The following is a 23,798-nucleotide window of genomic DNA, read 5'->3' as shown; positions in this document are numbered from 1 at the left end:
GAGGCCCCTGATGAACAACAGGAACATTGGAGCAAAGCCCTTGCGAACGCCCGGTAACGTATTACTTGAAAAGTCTTTTATGATTTTTGCAGTGGCGCTGATCCTGTCACCACTGGCATCAGCTCAGCAATCCTCCGAGGAGGCTGCAACCGTTGATATTCCGGAAGAGCAAGACGGAAACGGCGAAGCGACTGAACCGGGCGAACCCCGCAAAGACTACTATCGTGCCGAGTTCGTGATCCTTGAGCGCAAGACCGCACCCGAGAATATCAATGAACGGATGGCCAGCCGCATCCCCGAACCCCCCAGCCCGGATATCGAAGAAATCCTGCGGGCAGTCAACCGGGATGGCAGCAGCGAAACCACCCTGGAACTGGTTTCACGGAGTGACCTTCACCTGAACTCGGCCGCCAACCGGCTGGAAAACAGTGGCCGGTACCGGGTACTGCTGGCCACGGGCTGGTACCAGTCGTTCCCACCTGACTTTGAAGGAGAGCCATTACGGGTAGCCATTGGTGACTGGCTGGAAGAAGCGGGGCACCGCGAGGTGGAAGGCCACATTACCATCGACAGGCAGCGCTACCTGCATGTTGGCGTGCAACTCAACCACTGGCTCCCCGGGTCCGTTGAGAGCCATTCACCCAGCCCTGACGCGCTGGCACCAGGTGAGGGCAAGGAAGACAACATTCAGCCTATTGAAGGCGACGGAGATTCTCTGCCTGCTGGCGGCGACGCAGCCCCGCTCGACGAAGACACCGAAAGCGCGGTGGCCGCCCTGGCGGACACCGGAGACGTAACCGAGGGAAACCAGACGCTGATTTCCGGCGCCAACTGGCCACGGGCAGAGCTGCTGACCTGGATCCGCGAGACTCGACGCATGCGCAGTGAGGAGGTCCATTTTCTGGACTCACCCACCATCGGCGTACTGGTTTTCTTCAAGAAAATTGAGGAGTAAGGCCGCCGAGGCCAGCCATTGAGACTTCGAGGATCCGCTTGATGCCGGACATCCCCTGTTCGATGGCGGCCTCGATTTCAGTCATCGTAATGATGTGGTCAGACTTTCCGGCGGCCCGGTTTACCACCAGTGCCAGGCACACATAGTTCATCTGCAGTTCAGCGGCCAGCGCGGCTTCCGGCATACCGGTCATACCCACCAGATCACAGCCGTCCCGCTCGAGCTTCAAGACTTCCGCGGCCGTCTCCAGTCTCGGCCCCTGGGTGGCCCCGTAGACACCGAAATCGGAAAATGACAGTGCTTCGTCCCGGGCGGCACTGATCAGCAGTTCACGGGCCTTTTCAGTGTAAGGCCAGGTGAAGTCGATATGCGTGGTCTCTTCCAGCTCACCCTCGAAAAAGGTACTTGCCCTGCCCCAGGTGTAATCAATGATCTGGTCAGGAATGACAATGTGCGCCGGCCCCATGTCAGGGTGAATCCCACCGACGGCATTGACACCCACAATGGTGCGGACACCGGCATCATGGAGTGCCTGCACATTGGCGCGGTAGTTGACCTGATGCGGAGGAATACGATGGGGATTACCGTGGCGGGCAAGGAATACAACCGACTGGTCGCCCAGACGCCCCTCCACCAGCTTCGACGAGGGTTGCCCCCATGGTGTATTCACAGAACGCTCACCCGTTATCTGCAGCCCCGACAGAGTCGTGAGCCCGGTACCGCCAATAATGCCTACCGGCTGCCCGGTATTCTCTGTGCTCATGATGAATCCCCTGTTGCCTCTGCACTGTCCCCCTGCGTCTCGCTGGAGTTTTCGCTGCCGTCCACCGGCGCACTGGAAGCCCCGGGCTCGGCACTGGAAGCATCCCTGTCACTGCCCTTGTCGGACCCGTTACCGGCCACGCGTACACCATCGGGCATGTGAAGTGTGCGTGTCGGGAAGGCAACCTCCGCCCCGTGGGCTTCGATAATATCGCTGATCTTCAGCAGCACGTCCTGTTTGACTTCATGAAACCTTACCCACTCGATGGTCCGGGTGAAGGTATACACCATGATGTCCAGTGACGACGCATTGAAAGCCAGGAAATTGACGATCAGGGTCTGGTTCTGGTCAATATCCTCATGGTTTTCAAGCATGGATCGTATGTCTGCAACAATCTGCGCCATACTACCGACATCCGCATAGCGAATCCCGATGGTCTCTGAAATGCGGCGGTTGAGCATTCGGGAAGGATTTTCCACGGCGATGGAAGTAAACGCCGCATTGGGAACATAAAGGGGGCGCTTGTCAAAAGTCCGGACCGTTGTCAGGCGCCAGCCAATCTGTTCGACAGTACCCTCAATGTTGCGGTCCGGCGACCGGACCCAGTCGCCCACCTTGAAAGGCCGGTCCAGGTGAATGATAAAGCCGCCAAAAAAGTTGGCCAGCAAGTCTTTTGCCGCAAACCCGACCGCGATACCGCCAACACCGCCAAACGCCAATACCCCGGAAATACTGAACCCCATGGACTGAAGCGCCGTCAGCGAGGCAGTGATAATAACGACGGCGCGGGAAAGCTTGCTGATGGCATTGACCGTGGTGTAATCCATCGGCGTTTTCATCTTCAGAGGCGACGTCAGCATCTCCTCCCCCTGCTTGATCAGTCGCAGCAGGGTCCATACCAGCAATACGATAAAGCCAAGCTGAAGCAGCTTGTCGTTGGCGGAAAATATCTCGGCATCCGAGTAACGGTGAGCAACCTCCGCCGCCCAATACACCCCCTGCAACCAGACAAAAGCCACCACCGGCTTTCTGGCGGCATGGAGCAAGGCATCGTCCCAGAGGTTGTCGGTTTTTTTGAATCGACGCTCGATGGCACCCACGGTGAAACTGGCAATATAGGCAACCACAGCGGTACCGAACACCAGGGCAAACACCACCAGCCCGACCCGCCAGCCCTCCGACAACAGGTTCCAGTCCTGTATCCAGGTATTTACTACGGCAGGCGTTTCTTCAATCATCGACTCCCCCGGTTCGGTGACGGGTTGCGGTTACACATGGACAAGGTATTCACTCTGCTTGCCAGGAATGCCGTCTTCACTCAAGGAATACAGGTGTACCCGGCCTGAGCCGGTCGTACAGGGCGGCGACATCCGTATTGCGCATGCGGATACAGCCATGTGAACGAGGAACACCCATGGGTTCTGAATCCGGTGTGCCGTGAATGTATATGAAGCGGCGAAAACTATCGACCCCGGGGCCACGATTTTTGCCGCGCTCCAGACCACACAGCCATAGGATCCGGGACAGAATCCAGTCACGGCCGGGAAACTGCTCAGCCAGTTCCGCCGAATACACTTCGCCCGTCGGCCGGCGGGCCACAAACACCGCATTCAGGGGGGCATCCCCACCAATCATCGCCCGCACATAATGCCGGCCTCTCGGTGTACAGCCACTGCCGTCCTTTTCACCAGGACCATTCAGCGCAGTTGAGACGGAGAAGGAAAGCGGATCTGAGGCATCATCCGCGTACAGGGTCAGTGCCTGTGCATCCAGACTGATCTCTATTCGGGGGACTGGCGTTGAAGAACCTTCACTTGGCATGCGGTGTTACGCTCCCGGCGGACAAACCAAACCGGAAGCCTAACCGAGAGCGGCCGATTCAGGCAACCGAGGTTTTGGAGGCCGGCGGTACCAGCATGGCGTCCTCGGCCTGCATTCCGGCAGCAAGGAAGGGAACCAGGCGTGCGGCGATTTCCTGAACCGTGGTCTCCACGCCCAGCTTGTTCTGCAGGATATCCCTGAGCGCATCGCTGCTGGACATGGTGAAGGCGGTGGCACCCAGCATGAACTGGATACGCCAGTAGCGATCCACCGCTGACAACTGGGGGGTTGCCTCTTTCAGCAGACGCATGAAGCGGCTGAAAGGCTGGCTGTACTCCTGCTCGAGAAACTTGCGCAGATGCCCCTGGGACTGGGTATAGGCAAGACCAAGCAGGCGCATGAATATGGAAATACCTTTCTCGTTGCGCTGAGGCATGCGCACGGCGCTCTCCGTCAAAGCCCAGAGTGTCTGGTTCAGCGTGGGTGGTTCACCATCACACCGGGCCTCAAGTTCGTCGAAGGCGTTCTCGAGTGTTGCCGAGAAAGGCGTTAGAAAGCGGGCAAATACCGCATGAATGAGGGCATTCTTGGAGCCGAAATGGTAATTGACAGCGGCCAGATTTACCTTAGCCTTACTGGTAATCATCCGAAGCGAGGTTTCTGAAAACCCCCGTTCTGCGAAAAGCTCTTCCGCCGCATCCAGAATCCGGTCAACCGTATCAGACTGAGCCATTTTATTATCAGTGCCTCTAGCAAACGTCTGTTTGAAACATACGTTTGATCGGCAATCCTGTCAAGTTCTCCTCTCCGGCTCGGATACCACAGACTCCCATCCTTTATCGATTGCCCGCTGATGGCCCTCGAAAAATGCCTGCTGAACACGGGAATACGCCTTCTCAGCCTCCAGGAGGTAAACAAGATAAAGACGGATATGTTCCCGGCGAGTCATGTTGCGGGCCAGTGACCGACGCTCGGACAGGGCCAGCAGTTCGCTGAAGCGCATTGCCTTGAGAGCAGGATTGAATTCCGCCATGCGGGCACACTGCCACACAAGGCCCTCCTTCCCCTCCAGATGCTCGATGTGCTTACGTGCATCCCGCAGCAGCCGTCGACGCCGTATGATCAGATCCATGTAGGATGGCCGCGAGGTATAAATTCGTCGAATCGCCGGCACTCCCATGAGCAGGATAATAACAAATGCACCGAATCCGCCACCGGCAATCCAGGCAGGCACGAAACCGGTCATCCCGCTCAGAAAGACAATGGCCGCCAACAGGGTACTGAATAACCAGAGATCCCGGTTTCGTCGCGCTGTTGACAGGGTGTAGTTGTCGGGCCAGTCAGGCAGTGCCAGTAGCTCAAAATCCAGCAGCAATACCCGGTCACACTGCCGCAGCATGAGCCTGAGCTTGCGCTGCCGGGACTCCGCCAGGGTCTGCTCAATATCTTTCGATTCCTCACCGGCTGCATCCTTCGCGACGGAACCGGATTCAGCCGCCGCTTCATCCTGCCCCGGGGCAGCAACCGCCTGCCCCGCTTCCGGAGCCACAGCATCCGTTTTTACCGGATCCGCATTACCTGCCACCCCTTCGGACGCAGGTGGCCGGGGATCCGCAGGACGCCCCTTCCTCAGCAAGGGTGTCTCGGGACTGGTGCTCTGCTCGGCTGTGTTGTCGTTCTCTGCCATCACTGGTTACCCATTCACTGTACCCGGACCAACACCCACGAAACTGAGCCCGCCCATTACAGCTATCGACTGCCCGGAAGAATCCTTGAGACCAGGGACAACCCGGCCCACTGCCGAACACGGCTTGGCATGTGCCCTTGCGATCGCTATCCTTGCTCCTTCCAGTGTAGCCGGTACCGGCTACCTACGTCGTTTAGAGGGGCAGGAATGTTTACAGGCATTGTTCAGGGCGTTGCCACCATTGACAACCTGGTCGTCGAGCCCGGGCTCAGCAGCTTCACCATCCGCTTCCCCGACGATCAGATTCAGGATGTCAGCATCGGCGCATCGGTTGCCATAAACGGGACCTGCCTGACCGTCACCCGCCAGGAAGGCAACCGGCTCTTTTTCGACGCCATGCAGGAAACACTGCGGGCCACCACACTTGGCGACCTGAAAACCGGGGATCGGGTCAATTTCGAAAGGGCGGCCAGAATTGGCGACGAGATCGGCGGGCACCTGCTTTCCGGTCACATCCATACGACCGCAGACATTGTCTCCATTGACCGCCCCGAGAACAATTGCACCCTGGAATTCGAGGTACCGGAATCCTGGGCCAGATACCTTTTCCCGAAGGGCTACATTGCCATCAACGGTTGCAGCCTGACCATTGGTGAGGTTCGGGAAAACCGTTTCAATGTGTACCTGATTCCGGAAACCCTGCGGGCCACCACGTTCGGCGATGTTTCCGTTGGCGACCGGGTGAATATCGAGGTGGACAGCCAGACCCAGACCATCGTCGACACCCTTGCGCGCATGGGCTACGACCGCCCGGCCTCGTGATTGAAAGCCTCGAACACCACAAACCGGGGGTCGGCATCCAGCTGGTTCACGCCTGAAAAGAAACGCTTCAGGCTCTGGTGATAGCCCAGGTGGCGATTGCCCACCATCAGCATGCGCCCGCCAGGAACCAGGTGGCGGGCCACTTGCCGGAACAGCTGCAGGGCGATGTGATCCCCCACCACACCCCCCTCGTGGAATGGCGGATTCAGCAGAACCAGCTCGAAATCGCCGGCGTCTTCGGCAATACCGTCGCTGTGATGAAACACCACGTCGGCATCGGGAAAGGCATTGAGGACATTGTCGCGGGCACTGACAACCGCCTGGCTGGAAACATCGGAGAAAGTCACCACCAGCTCCGGGTTTGCCACCAGCGCAGCGATTCCCAGCACACCGTTGCCACAGGCAAGATCCAGCACCCTGGTTCCGGACGGCAGGGCGGAAGCCTCCCGGGCAACAACAGGCAACAGCAACCGGGCGCCGATATCCAGCCTGTCTCTGGCAAATACCGCCGGCATCGCCATCAGTTTATGGCCGGAATCCGGCAGAGGATAACCTTTCCAGAAATCAGCCCAGCCTCTGAGCGTCTGGTCACCGGGAGCAGCGACGATCACCCTGGCCTTCTTGCGGGCAGGACAGACCTCCCTGGTATGGACCAGATCCCCGAACAGGGCAGCACTGCTGTCGGGCAGGTGTTTGATCATGCCCCCGGCGATCAATACCCCATCCGGTGCCAGCACTCCGTTCACCCACCGCAACAGGCAAATCAGGTAGTCCACCTGCCGGGGGATCCGCATGACTACGAGGTCAAAGGGCCCCTCCGGAGGTTCCAGCCAATTGAACGTGGATGGTACTTCCTGCCCGGATGGTGTATTGACAATCAGAGACGAGACCAGTGAATGGCTATCGGCAAATGAAACCGGCTGAAAGGGTGCCAGCCCCAGGGTCAGGGCACCGAACTGATCATCCACAACCAGCACCCGGGGCCGGTCCTCGGGGCTGTAACGGGCAAACGTCTGTTCCAGCAGCTGCTCGTCCGCCGCGTCCCAGGCCCTCAGTGAACGGCCGCCGCCGGGACGCTTCAGAGGCAGGGAACCACCCGCGAACTCCAGGATATCGCTTGTCATTTCGGGCCTTCAGTTTTTCCATTCAAACCAGCGACCATTCTAGGCTGATTACTCTAGAAATTAACCCTAATCTGTACAAACGATTTCAGGTTGCTCCTCTTTTTCTGGAAGCGAACCTTTTGCCCCTCACCCCAGGGGCTTTTTTTTTGGCCCGCGAAACCGTTATTTCGGCGCAGCGTTGATGTTTTCGATGAAGGCGGGAGACAGCACGTCGATGACCGGCCTCTGGCCGCCGAAAAATTCCGGTGCCGGCTCGGTGGGCTCAGAAGCAATGATGCCGGGCTGCTCGGACCAGTGCAGGATGTCCAGACGGCCATTGTATTGCTCAACCAAAGCCGTGCAGTGCTCGACCCAGTCACCGTCGTTGCAGTAGAGGCCATCCTGGCTGCGCAGGAAACCGGCGGAATGAATGTGGCCGCAGATAAAGCCGTCATAGTGCCCGCGCTCCGCTGCGGTCAGTGCCGCAAGTTCAAAGCGGCGAATGAACGACCGTGCCTTGCCAATACGGCTCTTCACCCAGGCTGCCAGCGACCAGTAGGGTTTCCGGCGCAAACGCCGCCAGGCGTTGAACCAGCGATTGAGGCGCAGTAACACACCGTGGGCATGATCGCCCACGAACAGCATCAGCGGGCTGCACCTCACCACCTGATCAAACTGATCCCCGTGGCATACCACGAAACGGCGACCGTCCGCGGTGGTGTGTATCGCCTTCTGTTTCAGCTCGATCCCGGCCAGGGTCTGGCCGCAGAAATGCCTGAGAAAATCATCATGGTTACCCGGCACATAGACAACCCGGGTGCCCGATGCAGCAATGGCGATGAGCCGTCGCACCACCGCCTGATGGGCTTCCGGGAAATGGACCCGGCGCTGCATGGCGATCAGGTCGACGATATCGCCCACCAGGTAGAGGGTGTCACAGGTGACGTTATCGAGAAATTCCAGGAGGTAGTCCGCCTGACAGTCTGCAGACCCCAGGTGAACATCGGAAATGAAAACGCTGCGGTACTGATGCATCGGCTTCTCCCACCGGCCAGTTCAAGGACTATGGGTACCTTGCTCAATGCCGGTGACGAGCGTATGACAGCTGTGCGACAGTTCAGTGACGACGGGCAGACCAGACCGTGAACCGTTTGTCGCCGGTAATGGCTTTGACCTGCCCTACATGCCGGCGAATCAACTCTTCGTAGGGCAGGAAGCTGTTTGCCACCAGCCGCAGCTCCCCCCCGGGCTCCAGATGCTCTGCAACCTGCCGCAGAAACTGCCCGGTCATTGAGGTGTCAGTCCGGATGCCGGTGTGGAAGGGTGGATTACTCACTACTGCAGCGTATTTGCCATTCACCTGCTCCAGTCCATCAGATGCTGTTATGACACCGCCTGCGGCGGCATGCTGATAGGTAGAGCGGGCACACAGAACAGCCTGGGACTGCACGTCGACACCATCAACTACGATGTCGGGTTGCCCGAGGGAACGTCGGTAGAGCTGAAGCCAGGTGCCGATGACCCCGGCGCCGCAGGCGAAATCAAGTACAGGCCCCTGTGTCAGCGGAACATCCGCCAGCGAGTCAAGAAGCTTCGCGGTGCCGGCATCCAGCTCACCAGCGCTGAAGATGCCGGGCAAACCGGCCACCTCAAAACGGATACCCGCACACTCAACCGGGTGCCATTGCAGCCACTTCCGTACATCAAATTCGCCAAGGGGCTGGATGTCGTCGGCCTGCCAAACCTGACTGTGACGGGCGCTGTCTACCTTGACGGCCCCGGGAGCCACGGCTTGGAGCTGTTTTGCAGCACCGGCAACACCCTCTTTTTTCTCACCCACCATGATCAGCCGCGCACCCTTTGCAGCCAGCCAGCGCGCCAGTTCCAGCCGCAGAGCCAACTCGGCCCGGGCCTTGGGGAGAAACACCACCACGGTATCCGCCTGCGCCGGCTCCAGGGCCGGGTCGTCATAGCCGAACGCAGCCCTCCAACCATCGATTTCACCAAGCTGCTGCCAGAGGCCGAAATGCTCGGTTACAACCAGTCCTGTGCCAGTCAGGGCGGCAATCAGACCAGTATCCACCGGGCCCAGTATGGCCAGTCGTCCATTGAGGGATTGGCGGTTTTTCAGCAGTGCTTCGTGGGAGTTGGGCAATACAGACATGAATCGGCTATTCCGGGCTTGGTATCAGACGGATACTCTAACCGGAATAGGGCCCGGAGTCTCGACCCGGGCCTTCAGAAACCGAAATAACGGGAACAGCAGGGATTACTTGTACCTCGCGACCGTGTTCGCCCGCAATGCATCCTCGGGCGACATCCCCCACTCCTCTGAGGAAGCGGATGGTGAAGCGGTTTGATCAGACCTGCGACGGGCCTGTGCCGCCTGCGATGCTTTACGCTGGCTCAGTGCACTGAGGGCTTTCTGCATGATTTCGCGCATTTCCAACCTCCTGAATTGCTACAACCACAGTGTAACAAGCCAGCCTGAGGCTAACTGTGATGACAGCGAGGGTCAGATAGTGACGCCCATCACGAATATTTGACACAATTTGACACCATTGGTGTCACTTTTTTTGACGCCCTGCGCGGACGGGTCTCATAACCAGTTCATCAATGCTGTTTTGCCTGGTGCTTTCACGATCGGCCTCGCAGGCGATGGACAGCCCCATATCCCGCAATATACCGTCAGCCACATCATAGACAAACCCGTGAACCGTCAGGGGCTGCCCTCTGCGCCAGGCTTCCTGAACAATGTTGTTCTGACAGACATGGCCAACCTGCTCAACGACATTGAGCTCGCATAACCGGTCGACGCGGTCCTGCTCGCTGGTCAGCTGATCCAGTACCGGGCCATACTTGTCACGCACGTCCTGAACATGCCTGAGCCAGTTTGAAATCAGCCCGAACCCTTCATTGTGTAACGCGGCCTTTACCCCGCCACACCCGTAGTGCCCCACAACCAGAATGTGCTTCACCTTGAGCACGTCAATGGCAAACTGGAGCACGGAAAGACAGTTGAAATCCGTGTGCACCACCACGTTGGCCACATTGCGATGGACAAACAGTTCGCCTGGCATCAGGTCAACGATCTGATTGGCTGGTACACGGCTGTCTGCGCATCCGATCCACAGGTACTCGGGGGCCTGCTGATTGGAAAGCCGGACAAAAAAGTCCGGGTCCTGGCTTTTGATGCCATCCGCCCAGGCCTTGTTCCTATCCAGCAGTTTATCTAGCTGGCCCATCAAGCCTCCTATCTGAAAATCAACGGAGCCGGGATTGAACGGCAATCAGCACCATAAAGCAATACTCAAGTAGTCTGAGCGACAAGGTCGTCGTGCTGTTCATGCATGGTGGTCTGAGCCAGGTCCAGCAATTCCCGCAGCGCTACCGAAAACATGGCGTACTCCGGTTCTCTGACGCCTTTGAGTTCCGTGAGCATGGATTTCCAGCGATTGATCATCGCGGAGTGCCGCTGCATCCAGTTCTCGACACAAAGATTCACGTCGGCCGGCTTCTCCGCCAGCTTGAGTACGCCGGTGGTTAACGCCCGTTGCTGCCAGTCCAGATCTTCACGGAAGCTCTCCCGCGCCAGCGCCTGCCAGTGCGAAGCCGGCACAAGCGCTGCAATGGCGTTGGCAAACCAGTTCAGGTCCAGTTTGTCACCAAGGTCATAATAGAGATTGGCGACGGTCTTCAGTGGCATCCCCGTGGCCTCTCGTGCCTCGATAATACCCAGTGACGAGTAAAGATAGCTGGTACCGGACACCACCGACGCCAGATCCGCCGGCAACCCGGACTCCACCAGCTCATCGTGCCGCCGTTTCCAGTCGGCGCGGGCCTGGTCACCCAGATAGTCAGGCAGGTCAGCGGTGATTTTCCAGACACTGTCGGCAAACCGCTCCATATGACTCTGGATACTGAGCTCGGCCCTGCGGTTGCGAAGCAGCCAGCGAACCGACCGGCGAATCAGGCGCATCAGGTCACTCATCAGCTCCATCTGCAGGTTTGCGGGAATGAAGTAATCCAGGTATTCGATCTTGTCCCACCAGGTATCCAGGCGGAACACATCCCGGGCAATGATCCATGCCAGCGCTATGGAAGCTGCATCGGCCCCGGTTGACTGTTTCAGGCGTTCAACAAAGGTAATCCCCATGTGATTGACCATGTCGTTGGCAATCTGGGTGGCGATGATCTCCCGGCGCAACTGGTGTTCACCAAGTTCCCTGGAGAACTTGCGGGTCAGGTCCTTGGGGAAGACCTTGTACATCTCTCCCGCCAGTAGCGGTTCGTCCGGTAAGCTGCTGTTAGTCAGGGTCTGTTTCAGATCCCCTTTAACATAGGAAATCAGCACCGAAAGCTCTGGGCGCGTCAGCCCTTTCTTGTCCAGCTTCCGTTCCGACAGGGTTTCATCGTCCGGGAGAAATTCCAGACTTCGGTTCAGTTTCCCCTCGCTTTCCATGGTATTCATCAGGCGGCGGTATTCCTCCAGTCGGGTCACTGCCCCCATGCTGGCAATACTGATGGCCTGGGTCTGACGGTAGTTGTTCTTCAGCACCAGTGCGGCAACATCATCCGTCATTTCCTCCAGCATGACGTTGCGCTGCTTGTCTGTGAGATCTCCCATGGCTACCGCGTGGTTCAGCAGGATCTTCATGTTTACTTCGTGGTCCGAGCAGTCCACACCACCGGAGTTATCAATGAAGTCGGTGTTCAGTCGCCCGCCTTTGAGAGCAAATTCAATGCGCCCCATCTGGGTCATACCAAGGTTGCCGCCCTCGCCCACTATCTTGCAGCGCAGTTCCGAGCCGTTGATGCGCAGGGCATCATTGGCCTTGTCCCCCACGTCGGCATGGGATTCGTCACGGCCTTTCACATAGGTGCCAATGCCGCCAATCCAGAGCAAATCTGCCTGGGTCTTGAGAATGTGAGTGATCAGCATATTGGGCGGCACGCGGTCGGACTTGATACCCAGCAGCTGTTTCATCTCGGGACTGACCGGAATCGACTTGGCGCTTCGGCTGAACACGCCACCACCCTTGGAAATCAGGCTGGTGTCGTAGTCGGTCCAGGAGGAACGCGGCAGTTCGAACAGGCGCTTGCGCTCCTTGTAGCTTTTCTCCGCATCCGGTGTCGGGTCGATAAAGATATGGATATGGTTGAACGCCGCCACCAGCTTCGTCTTTTCTGACGACAGGAGGCCATTACCAAACACATCCCCGGCCATGTCGCCAATGCCGATGGCCGTGAATTCATCCAGGGCCGGATTGATGCCCAGTTCCCGGAAGTGCCGCTCCACGGATACCCAGGCACCGCGGGCGGTAATGCCCATTTTCTTGTGGTCGTAGCCATTACTGCCACCGGAGGCGAACGCGTCGCCCATCCAGAAGCCGTATTCCGCCGCCAGGCCGTTGGCTATGTCCGAGAAGGTGGCCGTACCCTTATCTGCGGCCACAACCAGGTAGTGGTCGTCATCATCGTGACGGATAACCGACTCCGGCGGTTGGATGCCGGCGTCCACCAGGTTATCGGTGATATCCAGCAAACCGCGAATGAAGGTCTTGTAGGCCTCGATACCCTCGGCCTGGAAAGCTTCCCGGTCCGACATGTCGGGCAGGCGCTTGGCGACGAAACCGCCCTTGGCGCCCACCGGTACAATGACCGCATTCTTGACCTGCTGTGCCTTGACCAGCCCCAGAATCTCGGTGCGGTAGTCCTCGAAGCGGTCGGACCAGCGCAGGCCGCCGCGGGCAACCTTGCCACCACGCAAGTGCACACCTTCAACCCGCGGGGAATAGACGAAAATCTCGAACATGGGCAACGGCAGCGGCATGTCCGGAATCTCGGAGGGATCAAACTTCACACTGATGTAAGGTTTGGTACGGCCGTCCTTGTCCGGCTGATAGTAGTTGGTTCGCAGGGTGGCCTGCATCAGCTCCAGGAACAGACGCAGCACCCGGTCTTCACTGAGGTTTTCAACTTCATCAAGGCCGGCATTGAACTCGATTTCCAGCTTTTGCTGTGCCGCCGCGCTCTTGCCCTGGCTCTGGTACCGGGCGGGATTGAACCGGACCTCGAAGAACTCCAGTAACAGCCGCGTCAACTCGACATGATTGACCAGGGTGTTGGATATGAACGTCTGACTGTTGGAAAAACGGATCTGGCGCATATAGCGGGCATAGGTACGCAACAGGGCGATTTCCCTCCAGCTCATGTAGGAGGAAAGCAGCAAACGGTTGAAGGCATCGTTCTCGGCATCGCCGTACCAGACCCGCCGGAACAAATCCTCGAATATCGGCCGGATCCGGTGAATGTCCACTACCTTTCCGCTGTGGGCCTTCAGGGTGAAGTCGTGAATCCAGACAATATTGCCACGACGGTCGCTGACCTCGAACGGATGTTCGCCAATGACCCGGAAACCAAGATTTTCGAAAATCGGCATCACATCTGACAGAGGCAGAGGCTCATTGGGATAGAACAACTTGAAGTGCAGCGTGGTTTCGTCTTCCTCCAGGGCCCGGTAAAAGCTCATGGTGAGATGTTTTTCACGGGCCGCACCGGAAATATGTTCCAGGTCTATGGCCGCCCGCCTTGGCGAGAACATATCCTTGTAGCTGGCCGGAAAACCGGCGGAATAGAGCCGGAACATCTCGTTGCCCTGCTCTTCCCCGTAGGCTTCATTCAGGGCTTCCAGCAGGCCATCACGCCAGGACTGGGCAAGCTCGATAACCTTCTCGCGAATTTCCGAGATCGGCAGTTGACGGTTTTCCACCTTGGGCACGCGAATGGTGAACTGCACCCGGGCCAGCACGGACTCCGAAAAATGGGTGACAAACTCGATATCCTCGGCATCAAGGGTATCGTGCAGCACCTGCTCGACCTTCAGGCGCAGTTCCGTGTTGTAGATGTCCCGCGGGAAAAACGACAGGCAGGTCACGAACTGGCCATAGACATCCTCCCGCATGAACAGCTCAATGCGTCGACGTTCCTGGATATAGAGAATACTCTTGGCAACTGACAGCAGTTCAGCGGGTTCAATCTGGAATAATTCGTCCCGCGGATAGACGGTAAGAATCTGGTCGAGCTCCTTGCCCGCGTAATCGTCCTTCAGAAAGCCCGACCGCCTCATTACGGACTGGACCTTGCGCCGCAACAGGGGAATCTCGTCGGGGCGCTCGTTGTATACGCGAGCGGTGTAAAGGCCCAGGAAACGACGCTCGCCGACCACCTCCCCCTTACTGTTGAACTTCTTGACGGCAATGTAGTCCGGGTAGGCCGGCCGATGAACCCGTGAACGCTGCGCGGACTTGGCAAAGATAAAAATATCATCTGTTCGCGTCATTTCATGCCGTGTGCGCTGTGGCAGCTCGTTAAGCCGCACCGGGTCTGGACGCTCATTGTTGACCCGAAGAATGCCCAATTCGGAGTTCTCGACACGCCGAACCACCATGCCTCTTTTATCTTTGACAAAGTCATACTCATCGTAGCCCAGAAAAGTGAAGTGATCCCTGACCAGCCACTCCAGAAAGGCCTTTGCCTCTTCCTTTTCCTCGTCGTCGATACCAGCGGTAGTGCTGGCCAGTTCACGGCTGATCTCGTTGACTTTTTCCGTCACAATCGGAAAATCGCTGACGGCGATACGGACTTCGTGGAGGATCGTCTGAAGCGCCTCCTCCAGGGACCTGAGATCCTCGGCGCTGCTGTGCCGGTCAATCTCCAGAACAATGAATGCCTCATACCCGGCATTGGCGGACTTTTTCTTGGGCGGATGCAGTTTCTTCAACTTGCCCTGGTCATCCCGCTCTACCTGGAGAATGGAGTGCTGGATCGAGTGGGTGCCGATTTCGCGCTGGTTGATGGCAATCCGCAGCGAGTCGATCAGAAACGGCATGTTGGGATGGAGAATAAAAATAACGGTATGAGTGGACTGCCAGCCATCGCTTTCCAGGTCGGGATTGAACACCGACACGTGAGTTTCATCGGCAGTCCGCTTCTGGAGAAACTGCCAGGCCGCAAGAATGGCGCCGTACGTATCCGAAAACCGGCGACTCACCAGCTCTTCGAGAGGAATGTGGGCATAATGCTGCTTTGCGAATTCACTGATTTTTTTCGCTTCGGTTTTGGCTATTTTCTCTGCGAAAGCTTCGTCCAGCTGCTGAAAGAACTGTTCCTTGCTGGCGATTGTCAGCGCATTCATAGTCGACCTCTATGAGTGTGAAATAAACGTAATCGGCGTACTGTCACATAAGCATAGTCAAACCCTTGATTTTTGCGCCGCAGATGCGAAAACTGCGGCAACTACTTACGCGAACCGCCCTGCACCAGGAGTAGACATTCCCCATGGCATTACAGCATACGTTTGGTGAGCTCAGGTCTCAGTTAGCAAAACGAATAATCGGCCAGGAAAAACTGGTGGACCGGTTGCTGATTGCCCTACTTGCCGATGGTCACCTGTTGGTAGAGGGGGCGCCAGGCCTTGCCAAGACAACCGCCATCAAGGCACTGGCCGATCATCTGGAAGGTGACTTCCACCGCATCCAGTTCACCCCGGACCTGCTGCCGTCAGACGTCACCGGCAGCGAGATATACCGGGCGGAAACCGGGCAGTTCGAATTCCAGCACGGGCCGATATTCCATAACCTGGTATTGGCCGATGAGATCAACCGTGCGCCGGCGAAGGTTCAGTCAGCACTGCTGGAGGCCATGGGTGAACGCCAGGTCAGCGTAGGCATGCGAACCTTCCCGCTGGACCGCCTGTTCATGGTCATGGCCACCCAGAACCCCATCGAGCAGGAAGGCACCTACCCGCTTCCGGAGGCTCAGCTGGACCGGTTCCTGATGCACGTGGTCATTGACTACCCTTCCGCCGAAGCGGAGAAAGCCATCCTGCATCTGGCCAGAAATGACTATCGGCGGGGGCAGGTTGCCGCGGAAGTCCGTCTGACGGCAGACCAGGTGTTTGACGCCAGGAACGCCGTTTCAGACATCTACATGTCGGAACCCGTCGAGCAGTACCTGCTGGCGCTGGTGCTGGCGACACGGGATCCGGCCACGATTGACCCGGAACTTGCCCGCTGGACCGCCTTCGGCGCCAGCCCCAGGGGTACCATTGCGCTGGACCGCTGTGCCCGCGCCATGGCCTGGCTGGAGGGGCGGGACTATGTCAGCCCGGACGATGTCCGCAATATCGCCTTTGATGTACTCAGACACCGTATACTGCTGACATTCGAAGCGGAAGCCGAGGGCCTGACGGCAGATGCCATCATCCAGCGACTGATCGACCGCGTTCCGGTAACCGCCTGACTACCGTGACCATGACTGCACCCGAGCCAGCCACCCATATCTCACTGCCCGGCCTGATCCGGCTGCAGGCGGACGCCCGGGCCCTGAAACTGCCGGCCGCAAGGCCCGTCAGGTCACGCCAGGCCGGGCTTCAGCGCTCCCCCCGGCGGGGCCGTGGCATGGCCTTTGCCGAGGTGAGACAGTATCAACCCGGTGACGATATCCGCAGTATTGACTGGCGGGTGACCGCCCGGCGGCAGTCGCCCCATACCAAGCTGTACGAGGAAGAGCGGGAGCGGCCGGTACTGTTATTGTGCGATCTTGGCCCGTCACTGTTCTTTGCCAGTACCGGGGCGTATAAACAGGTACGTTGCGCCCAGCTGGCGGGCATCCTGGCGTGGCTGGCGCTCTGGTCCGGGGATCAGGTTGGCGGGATCGTGTTCAACGGCCGTGAGCTGACGGTACAGCGCCCTGCCCGTCGCAAGAAATCGGTGTTGCAGTTCCTCGATACCCTGGCAAGGCAGCAGACGGTCTCACGCCACGACCAGAACCCGCACCCTGCCAGCCGTGGCACCGCAGATCTGGATACCGCGCTCCAGGAGGCGCGACGGGTTGCCCACACCGGCAGCCGCATTTTCGTGATCAGTGATTTTCTGGCTATTTCCGGAGACACGTCACGCCTGCTGGGGTCACTGGCGCGCCACAACACCGTCAGCGCGCTCCGGGTAATTGACCCGCTGGAGCTTAAATTACCGGAGAGCGGTCGCTTTGCCATCGCCGGCGAAGACGGACCGGTATGGTTCGACAGCAGCAACCCCCGGTTCCAACAGGCCTATGCCGAAAAGGTCCGGCAACATACAGAAGCACTGGGGGAATGTTTCCGCACCGCCGGGGTACAACCGGCCAGCGTGATGACCAGCGACCAGCCGGCACTGATCCTCCAGACACTGCTTGGCCCCCGTGGCCACATCGGATAACAGGACCGGTTGAAACCCCATGATGGAACAGGACCCACTGAGCCAGCTCAGAGACATACACCTTCCCCAACCGGGCGGCTTCTGGCCACCGGCTCCGGGTTGGTGGATTCTGCTGGCCATCATCACGGCCCTGGTTGTGCTGGTGTTCGTCCTTCTCCGGCGCAAACAGCGCAGGAACCGTTGGCTGGGCTTGGCAAAGAAACAACTGCGTCATCTGGAGCAGACCGCTTCGGCCGACAATCAATGGTTTGCCGCCCTGAACCAGTTGCTGAAACAGTCAGCCCGGATGCGCTACCCGGAACGGGTACCGGAATCCCTGTCCGGAGAGCCGTGGATCCGTTTTTTGCTTGAAACCAGCCCGAAAGACCGTATTGCTTCACGGCCAGTGGTTGAAGCCATGGTCAACAGCGCCTGGCAGCCACAACCGGCGTGCAGCCCCGAAGAGGCACTGGCCTTTGCACGGGTCTGGCTGGGAGGTCAGAAATGCTGAGCCTGGCCTATCCCTGGGTAATGTTACTGGCACTGTTGCCCCTGCTTATGCGCCTGCGTCGCCGCAGCAGCCAGTCGGTAGAGGCACCGGTCTTCCCCGTGGGTCACTGGTTGTCCGACCTGCCCGGTGTCAGCCGCAGCGGCAGCCGGGTTCCCCTGTGGCAGCAATTGCTGCTGTTGCTGACCTGGTTATTGCTGGTGCTGGCCATGGCCCGGCCACAGCACGTGGGAGAACAGATACAGATGCCCGTCAGCGGACGGGATCTGCTGCTGGCCGTGGACATTTCCCCGTCCATGGATGAGCAGGACATGGTAATACAGGGCCGCAGTATAAACCGGTTGCAGGCGGTCAAACGGGTTCTGGATGACTTTATCCAGCGCCGGGAAGGCGACCGGCTGGGGCTCCTGCTCTTCGGAACCGAACCCTACATCCAGGCCCCCCTGACCTTCGACAGGGCCACCGTTCAGACCCTGCTGGACGAATCCGGCATCGGCATGGCCGGGCGCGCCACGGCCATTGGCGATGCCCTGGGCCTGGCCGTCAAGCGCCTGAGGGACCGCCCCCAGGAACAACGGGTCGTCATACTGCTGACCGATGGCGCCAATACAGCCGGGGAGGTGGCACCGGACAAGGCTGCCGAGATTGCCAAAGCGGCGGGCGTACGCATCTACACTATTGGCATCGGTGCCGAATCCATGGTGCAGCGCGGGTTGCTGGGCTCCCGCCAGGTAAACCCTTCCCGTGATCTGGACGAGGATCTGCTGAAACGGATCGCCCAACAGACCGGTGGGGAGTATTTCCGTGCCCGCAGCCTGCCTGAACTTGAGATGATCTACGAGAGTATCAACCAGCTGGAACCCATCGAACTCGAGGGAAAGCATTACCGCCCCGTGACTGAACTCTATTTCTGGCCTGCCGGCATTGCGGCCGTGATCTGGATACTGATGCAGGGGTTCAGGCTGGCAGCGGTCAGGCGCCGGTCCGCAAACCTGACGCAGGAGGCCCGCAATGGCTGACTTTCACTTCCTTCGTCCGTTGTGGCTGTTGCTGTTACTGGCCGCCATGCTCCTGCCGCTGATTTTAAGACGCTTCCATCAGAGTGACAGCGGCTGGAGCAGAATCATTCCCGACAGGTTATTGCGGCCCATGATCAGCCGGACCGGAGCCGCAGGCACGCCCCGGAAATCCCCGGTATGGCCGGCAGTGGCCGCGGTGGTCATTCTGGCCATCGCACTGGCCGGGCCGTCCTGGCGCCAGGCGCCCACTCCTTTGCAACAGCAGAATGACAGCCTGGTTATTGTGCTGGATCTTTCCCTGTCCATGCTGGCCACCGATGTGGAGCCAGACCGGCTGACCGTGGCCAAACGCAAGATCCGCGACATCCTCAAGGCCCGGGAAGGGGCGCTCACCGCGCTGGTGGTGTACGCGGCCGATGCCCATGTTGTCACACCGCTGACCGATGACCGCAACACCATCGAAGGCATGCTGGATGTACTGGAACCGGTCATCATGCCAGCCGCCGGCAACCGGACGGATCTGGGTGTCCAGCGCGGTCTTGAACTGCTGGAACAGGGAGCCCCCGGAAACGGACGGCTGCTGTTGATTGCGGACGATGTCGGGGAGCGCTACAGCGAACAGGTCGGCACCCACCTGGCAGGCAGCCGCTTTGGCCTCAGCACACTCACCGTCGGCACGACGGAAGGCGGCCCCATACCACTGGCACGCGAGGGGTTCATCAGGGACAACGGTGACATCGTCATTACACGCGCCAACCCGGACAACATGGAAAACCTGGCAGACGAGAATGGTGGCAAAAGCCACAAACTGACCATTACCGACGACGACATTCTTGCCCTGGAGCTTCGCCCCGAAGATTCCGCAGACTGGCAAGACAGCGATCAGGACCTGACTGTGAGCCGCTGGCAGGATGATGGCTACTGGTTGCTCTGGCTGGCAGCGCCCCTGGCGCTGATAGGCTGGCGTCGAGGTGCCATGGTGGTGCTGCTGTTCACCCTGCTCCCTCTCACCCCTCGCCCGGCCATGGCGCTGGAATGGGATAGCCTCTGGTCACGACAGGATCAGCGGGCGCCGGAACTGATAGAAAAAGATCCCGGCCGGGCGGCCCGAATACTGGATGATCCCGCCTGGAGAGGCAGTGCCCTTTACCGGGAAGGCGACTACGAGCGCGCAGCGGAAGCCTTCGCCGAGGCGGGAACGCCTGCAGCGGAGTACAATCGCGGTAACGCACTGGCCCGGGCCGGCAAACTGGAAGAAGCGCTGGACGCTTACGACAAAGCATTGGAACAACAGCCGGACAACGAGGATGCACAACACAACCGTGAGCTGGTAGAACAGCTTCTGGAGCAACAGCAGAACGAATCCGGCGAAGAAGGCGACGAATCCTCCGACCAGGACGGGGACCAACAGCAGGACAATCAGCAGAACTCCGAAGGCGGCTCTGACAACCAGAACCAGCAGGGTGATTCCTCCGATCAGCCGGGCGACCAGCAGCAGAACAACCAGCAGAATGACCAGCAACAGGAAAATGAATCTCAGGGTGACAGCGACGAGCAGGAGCAGGAGCAGGAGCAGGAACAACCCTCTGGACAGGAGAACCAGAGCGACGCCGATAATACCGATTCCGAAGGCCAGCAGTCCCGGTCGCCAGCAGAGCTGGAAACATCACCACTGGACCAGGGCCAGGAACAATGGCTCCGGCGCGTTCCTGACAACCCCGGAGGCCTGCTGCGGAGAAAATTCCTGCAACAATACCAGGAACGGGAAACACCATCTGACGAGGGCGATACACCATGGTAAGCCGGCTGACCTATCTGTTTATTGTGATATCGCTGCTTGTCGCCATGGCAGGGCCAGCGGCGGCAAATGACCTGACAGTCGAACCCGACAGGACCCGCCTGTACGAGGGTGAAGTGCTGACCCTGACGGTAAAAGGCAGCACAAAAATCGATATCAATCTCGGTAATCTGTTCGAATTCGACATGTCCAGCCTACCGAAACCGGACATTGAAAAGGTTGAGGACGATTTCGAGATTCTGGCCCGCAATCAGCAGTATTCCATCCGCACCATCAATAACGAGATGATCGGCGAGATCACCTGGACCTATCAGTTGGCACCCAGGTCCACCGGGGAACTGACCATTCCCGCCCTGAAATTCCGCGACTCTGAATCGGAGCCGGTCAAGATCCGGGTTATCAGTGGCACGGCCCCGGACCAGGAAGAAGACGCCTCCAGGGACAGCTTTATCGAACTGTCCGCCGACAAGGACGAGGTCTATGTGCAGGAGCAGCTGGTTCTTACCATCAAACTGTTCTTCACAGGCAATCTTATTCGCGGTGAACTGTCGGAACCCGAGCACCCCCACGCAATCATCGAATCACTCGGCAAGCAGAATGAATACACACGCTACCGGGATGGTGTGCGCTACCGGGTCGTGGAACGCCGCTACGCCATTTATCCCCAGAAAGAAGGCGAACTCAGTCTGCAGCCCATCCGGTTCGAGGGACAGGCACGGAACAACGATGGCCAACTGAAATTCCTCCGTGACAATGCCACCCTGTTCGATGTGCCGGTAAAGGGCGTACCGGCAGAATTCAGCGGCGACACCTGGCTCCCCGCCCGCAACCTTGAGCTGAGTGAGTCCGGGCTGCCGGACAACCAGGAACTGACAGCGGGCCAGAACCTCACCCGAACCCTGACGCTCCAGGCTGACGGCTTGCCTTCGGAAACCCTGCCTCCCTTCCCGGAGAAACTGCCCGACGGCATCCGCTCCTACCCCGAGAAGCCCGAACGAACCACCACCCCCGGCAGTGAAGGACTGGCGTCCCAACTCACACAGACAATGGCGCTGGTTCCGGTGCAGCCCGGGGAGCTGGTTTTGCCGGAGATCCGGATCCCCTGGTGGGATACCGAAAGTGATACCGAACGGGTGGCTGTTATCCCCGCCAGAACCATGACTGTCGAGGCCATTCCCGGCCAGATAGAGACACTGCCCGACACTGCAACCGACAAGGCGGACGCCACGGCTGAAGACGACAGCACAGACACGGAAAACACCACACAAGGGGATTCCGACCCGGGCTTCTGGCCACTGGCCACGCTGGCATTTCTGGGGGCCTGGCTGATAACACTGGCTGCCTGGTGGTTTTCCCGACGCAAGCCAGCGGCTGAATCCGCCACCGAGAGCCCCTGGGACAGGCAGGAGAAGATCTTGTTCAAAGATCTTTGTGCAGCCGCCCAGGCCGGTTCAGCCCGGACGACCGAGTTACTGGTACGCTGGATGGCCGTAAGGCACCCGGAACAGACGTTCCGCAGCGTAGTGGATGTTAACAGGTACCTGCAGGACAAGGATCTGGCGGCGGAGATCGAACAACTCCAGCAACGGTTATTCGGAACGCCAGAACAGCAGGCTACGATGCCCTGGGACGGTAATCGTCTGGTGGCAACGCTGATCCGGATTCGCGGCGCAGCCAGCCCACACACCGCAGACGAGGCGCTTCCGCCGCTCTACCCGGATGGCTTGCGAACCAGCGGAAGCTGATACGCCTACTGCACCAGTTGAGTGTCTATAACCAGAGTGGCCGGGTCGGCATTATCGGCAGTGACCGGAACCGGGTCATCCAGCTGACCCTCCCAGTCACCTGCCTGGGCCCGGGCATTCCCGGACCGCGACAGTCGTGCCTGTACACGCACCTCGCTGGCATCCGACAACTTGTTATCAGGAGACATGTTGAAACGGTCATCCAGGCGCACATCTGTCGGCAACTGGCCTGCTGTCAGCCGGGCAACTGCCAGTGGTGGGCCGTCCTGACCTGAAGCGCTGCGGGCCAGCACAAACAGCGTGGTGTCCTCGGGAATATCGTCACGGAATGTCTCGTCAATCTCTACCCGCACGGTGACGCCCGGCCCGGAGGCAGCTTCCGTATCTCCGGCAGGCGCCTCACGGCCAAGCCGCTCATAAGCCTGCTCAATGCCACGCTGAATGGAGCCGATCTGAGGATGATCCGGTGCCACTTCAGCGATGCGCTCCCAGTATTCGATCGCTTCTTCGTAATTTTCCTGGCCGAATGCGTAGATACCCAGCAAGCCCAGCGCATTGACCTCGTCCGGATTCAGGGCACGGGCTTTTTCAATGGCCTCGGACACCTCCGGGCTCATATCACCCTGGCCGCCGAAAAACTGAGCTTGCGCGGACAGACCCCAGGCCACCGCTTTCCCGTTGTCGTCATCCTCAATATTGTCAGCAAGCTGCTCGAAGGCCCAGGCTGCATCACTGAATTCCTCAAGGCGCATGTAGGTGCGGCCCAGCATCGCCCAGCCGTCCGTATTCTCCGGATTTGCTTCAAGGCGTTCACGCAGTTGTGCGGTCAGCTCCTGCATCTGGCCGAGCCGGTCACCGTCCGCCGCCGCCATTTCCTGCATGTCACGAAACTGTTCAACGTCATCCATGGCGCCCCATTGCTGATACAGGAAAACGGCGGCGGCGGGTACAACCAACAGGCTTGCCAGGACCACAACCACCGTGCTTTTGCCTCCTTTGACCTGTGCCGGCGATTCCAGGATGCCCCGATCCGCGTCCGGTACATCGTCCAGCATGCTGCCCGCCAGCTCTTCCCGGAGCTGCCGGTAACTTTCCTCGTCCATCGCGCCGGCCTCGTACTCCTGGTCCAGCTCCGCCATGCGGCTGCGGTACGCCAGCAGGTTCTGGTTACGCAGGTCCAGTTCTGCGCGGCGCCCGGAACGATGGAAGAACAGCGGCGCCACAATGAACGCCAGGGCAAGAATGATCAGTAATGCGGATGTCAGCCAGAAAGTCTGTGTCATAGAACGGTCATGGTCCGGTTAAAAAAATGGGCAATAAAATCAGTTATCGGCGGGCT

Annotated in this window: 19 protein-coding genes; 8 read left to right on the top strand and 11 right to left on the bottom strand. The window is 58.9% G+C overall.

Annotated elements, in window-relative coordinates; all coding sequences use genetic code 11:
• Positions 1-10 precede the first annotated feature (10 nt).
• Positions 11-955, top strand: coding sequence for a CsiV family protein (locus HLUCCO03_RS02915; RefSeq protein ID WP_036198172.1), 945 nt, complete (start codon positions 11-13; stop codon positions 953-955).
• Here the strand turns inward: HLUCCO03_RS02915 and HLUCCO03_RS02910 are convergent.
• From HLUCCO03_RS02910 to HLUCCO03_RS02890, 5 genes are all read right to left on the bottom strand, one after another.
• Positions 936-1,718 carry an S-methyl-5'-thioinosine phosphorylase gene (locus HLUCCO03_RS02910; RefSeq protein WP_027832498.1) on the bottom strand — a complete coding sequence of 261 codons (783 nt, stop codon included), beginning with the start codon at positions 1,716-1,718 and terminating at the stop codon, positions 936-938. The two genes, HLUCCO03_RS02915 and HLUCCO03_RS02910, sit on opposite strands and share 20 nt — an antisense overlap.
• On the bottom strand, positions 1,715-2,956 hold the full coding sequence (locus tag HLUCCO03_RS02905; RefSeq protein WP_027832499.1) for a mechanosensitive ion channel family protein: 1,242 nt from the start codon (positions 2,954-2,956) through the stop codon (positions 1,715-1,717). Before HLUCCO03_RS02905 ends, HLUCCO03_RS02910 begins: the two co-directional genes overlap by 4 nt.
• Positions 2,957-3,032: 76 nt before the next feature.
• Positions 3,033-3,539, bottom strand: a complete 507-nt coding sequence (locus HLUCCO03_RS02900) for a L,D-transpeptidase (RefSeq protein WP_036197585.1) — start codon at positions 3,537-3,539, stop codon at positions 3,033-3,035.
• A 58-nt stretch (positions 3,540-3,597) separates the two neighbouring features.
• On the bottom strand, positions 3,598-4,272 hold the full coding sequence (locus HLUCCO03_RS02895) for a TetR/AcrR family transcriptional regulator (RefSeq protein WP_027832501.1): 675 nt from the start codon (positions 4,270-4,272) through the stop codon (positions 3,598-3,600).
• Positions 4,273-4,332: 60 nt separating this feature from the next.
• Positions 4,333-5,226: a hypothetical protein gene (locus tag HLUCCO03_RS02890; RefSeq protein WP_027832502.1), complete on the bottom strand. Its 894-nt coding sequence runs from the start codon at positions 5,224-5,226 to the stop codon at positions 4,333-4,335.
• A gap of 207 nt (positions 5,227-5,433) precedes the next feature.
• Between HLUCCO03_RS02890 and HLUCCO03_RS02885 the strand changes: the two genes are divergently transcribed.
• The gene (locus HLUCCO03_RS02885; protein ID WP_027832503.1) at positions 5,434-6,048 is read left to right on the top strand and encodes a riboflavin synthase; all 615 of its coding nucleotides are present in this window, start codon (positions 5,434-5,436) and stop codon (positions 6,046-6,048) included.
• Here HLUCCO03_RS02885 and HLUCCO03_RS02880 read toward each other — a convergent pair.
• The 5 genes from HLUCCO03_RS02880 to HLUCCO03_RS02860 form a co-directional block, all read right to left on the bottom strand.
• Positions 6,027-7,172 carry a methyltransferase gene (locus tag HLUCCO03_RS02880; RefSeq protein WP_027832504.1) on the bottom strand — a complete coding sequence of 382 codons (1,146 nt, stop codon included), beginning with the start codon at positions 7,170-7,172 and terminating at the stop codon, positions 6,027-6,029. The genes HLUCCO03_RS02885 and HLUCCO03_RS02880 overlap by 22 nt on opposite strands.
• Before the next feature lie 162 nt (positions 7,173-7,334).
• Positions 7,335-8,186 carry a UDP-2,3-diacylglucosamine diphosphatase gene (locus HLUCCO03_RS02875; RefSeq protein ID WP_027832505.1) on the bottom strand — a complete coding sequence of 284 codons (852 nt, stop codon included), beginning with the start codon at positions 8,184-8,186 and terminating at the stop codon, positions 7,335-7,337.
• Positions 8,187-8,268: 82 nt separating this feature from the next.
• A complete protein-coding gene (locus tag HLUCCO03_RS02870; RefSeq protein WP_027832506.1) occupies positions 8,269-9,315 on the bottom strand; it encodes a methyltransferase in 1,047 nt (348 codons plus the stop codon).
• A gap of 403 nt (positions 9,316-9,718) precedes the next feature.
• A complete protein-coding gene (gene can, locus HLUCCO03_RS02865; RefSeq protein ID WP_027832507.1) occupies positions 9,719-10,396 on the bottom strand; it encodes a carbonate dehydratase in 678 nt (225 codons plus the stop codon).
• Between the two features lie 65 nt (positions 10,397-10,461).
• A complete protein-coding gene (locus HLUCCO03_RS02860) occupies positions 10,462-15,348 on the bottom strand; it encodes an NAD-glutamate dehydrogenase (protein WP_027832508.1) in 4,887 nt (1,628 codons plus the stop codon).
• Positions 15,349-15,491: 143 nt separating this feature from the next.
• Between HLUCCO03_RS02860 and HLUCCO03_RS02855 the strand changes: the two genes are divergently transcribed.
• The 6 genes from HLUCCO03_RS02855 to HLUCCO03_RS02830 are packed head-to-tail and all read left to right on the top strand — an operon-like array spanning position 15,492 to position 22,459.
• On the top strand, positions 15,492-16,454 hold the full coding sequence (locus HLUCCO03_RS02855) for a MoxR family ATPase (RefSeq protein ID WP_027832509.1): 963 nt from the start codon (positions 15,492-15,494) through the stop codon (positions 16,452-16,454).
• Positions 16,455-16,465: 11 nt separating this feature from the next.
• Positions 16,466-17,410 carry a DUF58 domain-containing protein gene (locus HLUCCO03_RS02850; RefSeq protein ID WP_292016605.1) on the top strand — a complete coding sequence of 315 codons (945 nt, stop codon included), beginning with the start codon at positions 16,466-16,468 and terminating at the stop codon, positions 17,408-17,410.
• A gap of 19 nt (positions 17,411-17,429) precedes the next feature.
• On the top strand, positions 17,430-17,900 hold the full coding sequence (locus HLUCCO03_RS02845) for a DUF4381 domain-containing protein (RefSeq protein WP_027832510.1): 471 nt from the start codon (positions 17,430-17,432) through the stop codon (positions 17,898-17,900).
• Entirely contained in the window at positions 17,894-18,916 is a 1,023-nt protein-coding gene (locus HLUCCO03_RS02840) for a VWA domain-containing protein (protein ID WP_027832511.1), read from the top strand. The genes HLUCCO03_RS02845 and HLUCCO03_RS02840 overlap by 7 nt, the downstream gene beginning before the upstream one ends.
• Positions 18,909-20,717, top strand: a complete 1,809-nt coding sequence (locus HLUCCO03_RS02835; protein ID WP_027832512.1) for a VWA domain-containing protein — start codon at positions 18,909-18,911, stop codon at positions 20,715-20,717. Before HLUCCO03_RS02840 ends, HLUCCO03_RS02835 begins: the two co-directional genes overlap by 8 nt.
• Positions 20,711-22,459, top strand: a complete 1,749-nt coding sequence (locus HLUCCO03_RS02830) for a BatD family protein (RefSeq protein ID WP_292016604.1) — start codon at positions 20,711-20,713, stop codon at positions 22,457-22,459. The genes HLUCCO03_RS02835 and HLUCCO03_RS02830 overlap by 7 nt, the downstream gene beginning before the upstream one ends.
• Before the next feature lie 5 nt (positions 22,460-22,464).
• Here HLUCCO03_RS02830 and ccmI read toward each other — a convergent pair whose 3' ends face one another.
• Positions 22,465-23,742 carry a c-type cytochrome biogenesis protein CcmI gene (ccmI, locus tag HLUCCO03_RS02825; protein WP_027832513.1) on the bottom strand — a complete coding sequence of 426 codons (1,278 nt, stop codon included), beginning with the start codon at positions 23,740-23,742 and terminating at the stop codon, positions 22,465-22,467.
• Positions 23,743-23,798: the final 56 nt, after the last annotated feature.

The sequence above is a fragment of the Marinobacter sp. HL-58 genome (assembly GCF_001314605.1).
GTDB lineage: Bacteria > Pseudomonadota > Gammaproteobacteria > Pseudomonadales > Oleiphilaceae > Marinobacter.
Note: the sequence above shows the minus strand (reverse complement) of the source record. Positions and strands in the feature narration are given on the sequence as shown.

What these genes read in the sequence shown, in the direction of transcription:
- HLUCCO03_RS02895 (WP_027832501.1), bottom strand. Translation starts at nt 4,272, where the DNA reads ATGGCTCAGTCTGATACGGTTGACCGGATTCTGGATGCGGCGGAAGAG.
- HLUCCO03_RS02900 (WP_036197585.1), bottom strand. Translation starts at nt 3,539, where the DNA reads ATGCCAAGTGAAGGTTCTTCAACGCCAGTCCCCCGAATAGAGATCAGT.
- HLUCCO03_RS02880 (WP_027832504.1), bottom strand. Translation starts at nt 7,172, where the DNA reads ATGACAAGCGATATCCTGGAGTTCGCGGGTGGTTCCCTGCCTCTGAAG.
- HLUCCO03_RS02860 (WP_027832508.1), bottom strand. Translation starts at nt 15,348, where the DNA reads ATGAATGCGCTGACAATCGCCAGCAAGGAACAGTTCTTTCAGCAGCTG.
- HLUCCO03_RS02840 (WP_027832511.1), top strand. Translation starts at nt 17,894, where the DNA reads ATGCTGAGCCTGGCCTATCCCTGGGTAATGTTACTGGCACTGTTGCCC.
- HLUCCO03_RS02850 (WP_292016605.1), top strand. Translation starts at nt 16,466, where the DNA reads ATGACTGCACCCGAGCCAGCCACCCATATCTCACTGCCCGGCCTGATC.
- HLUCCO03_RS02875 (WP_027832505.1), bottom strand. Translation starts at nt 8,186, where the DNA reads ATGCATCAGTACCGCAGCGTTTTCATTTCCGATGTTCACCTGGGGTCT.
- ccmI (WP_027832513.1), bottom strand. Translation starts at nt 23,742, where the DNA reads ATGACACAGACTTTCTGGCTGACATCCGCATTACTGATCATTCTTGCC.
- HLUCCO03_RS02915 (WP_036198172.1), top strand. Translation starts at nt 11, where the DNA reads ATGAACAACAGGAACATTGGAGCAAAGCCCTTGCGAACGCCCGGTAAC.
- HLUCCO03_RS02845 (WP_027832510.1), top strand. Translation starts at nt 17,430, where the DNA reads ATGATGGAACAGGACCCACTGAGCCAGCTCAGAGACATACACCTTCCC.
- HLUCCO03_RS02910 (WP_027832498.1), bottom strand. Translation starts at nt 1,718, where the DNA reads ATGAGCACAGAGAATACCGGGCAGCCGGTAGGCATTATTGGCGGTACC.
- HLUCCO03_RS02885 (WP_027832503.1), top strand. Translation starts at nt 5,434, where the DNA reads ATGTTTACAGGCATTGTTCAGGGCGTTGCCACCATTGACAACCTGGTC.
- HLUCCO03_RS02855 (WP_027832509.1), top strand. Translation starts at nt 15,492, where the DNA reads ATGGCATTACAGCATACGTTTGGTGAGCTCAGGTCTCAGTTAGCAAAA.
- HLUCCO03_RS02890 (WP_027832502.1), bottom strand. Translation starts at nt 5,226, where the DNA reads ATGGCAGAGAACGACAACACAGCCGAGCAGAGCACCAGTCCCGAGACA.
- HLUCCO03_RS02905 (WP_027832499.1), bottom strand. Translation starts at nt 2,956, where the DNA reads ATGATTGAAGAAACGCCTGCCGTAGTAAATACCTGGATACAGGACTGG.
- HLUCCO03_RS02870 (WP_027832506.1), bottom strand. Translation starts at nt 9,315, where the DNA reads ATGTCTGTATTGCCCAACTCCCACGAAGCACTGCTGAAAAACCGCCAA.
- can (WP_027832507.1), bottom strand. Translation starts at nt 10,396, where the DNA reads ATGGGCCAGCTAGATAAACTGCTGGATAGGAACAAGGCCTGGGCGGAT.
- HLUCCO03_RS02835 (WP_027832512.1), top strand. Translation starts at nt 18,909, where the DNA reads ATGGCTGACTTTCACTTCCTTCGTCCGTTGTGGCTGTTGCTGTTACTG.
- HLUCCO03_RS02830 (WP_292016604.1), top strand. Translation starts at nt 20,711, where the DNA reads ATGGTAAGCCGGCTGACCTATCTGTTTATTGTGATATCGCTGCTTGTC.